The sequence below is a fragment of the Nocardioides lacusdianchii genome (genome assembly GCF_020102855.1).
Classification (GTDB): Bacteria; Actinomycetota; Actinomycetes; order Propionibacteriales; family Nocardioidaceae; genus Nocardioides; species Nocardioides lacusdianchii.
The window spans coordinates 1-512 of sequence record NZ_JADHZD010000050.1; the positions used below are offsets into that span (position 1 = coordinate 1).

The following is a 512-nucleotide window of genomic DNA, read 5'->3' on the forward strand; positions in this document are numbered from 1 at the left end:
CGCGGCGCCCGTAACGCGCGGCCGGTGCGCAGGCACCAGACCAGCTCGCGTTTCAACGCGCCGCGGCCCTCGATGTAGAGCGACTGGTAGATCGCCTCGTGGCTGATGCGCATGGATTCATCATCGGGGAAGTCGACCTTGAGCCGGTTGCTGATCTGTTCCGGGCTCCACGCCGCGGACCACCCGCGATGCTTGCGATGGGGCTTGTTGATGCCGGTGAACCGTGGCGGCTCCGGACCCCGGATGACCTTGCCATCAGGAGTCTTGATCTGTCCCGACAGCCGCTCCTGCACGTAAGCATGCAGCCGAGGATCCGCGACGAGCTTTGCCGTCTTGGGCCTCTTGGCAGCCATGTCGGCCTTCCACTGCGCCACCGATGCCCGGTACTCGAGCTTCCCGCCCCGAGTGGCGGCGTTGCGGCGCAGTTCGCGTGACACCGTCCCAGGGTCGCGCCCGATCTCACGAGCGATCTCGCGCACGCCCTTGCCCTGGGCCTTGAGCACCGCGATCTC

Annotated in this window: 1 protein-coding gene; it reads right to left on the reverse strand. The window is 67.2% G+C overall.

Annotation, left to right across the window (positions count from 1 at the left end):
- On the reverse strand, positions 1 to 512 hold a 512-nt coding region (locus IRX98_RS22415), incomplete at both ends, for a helix-turn-helix domain-containing protein (RefSeq protein ID WP_224280574.1).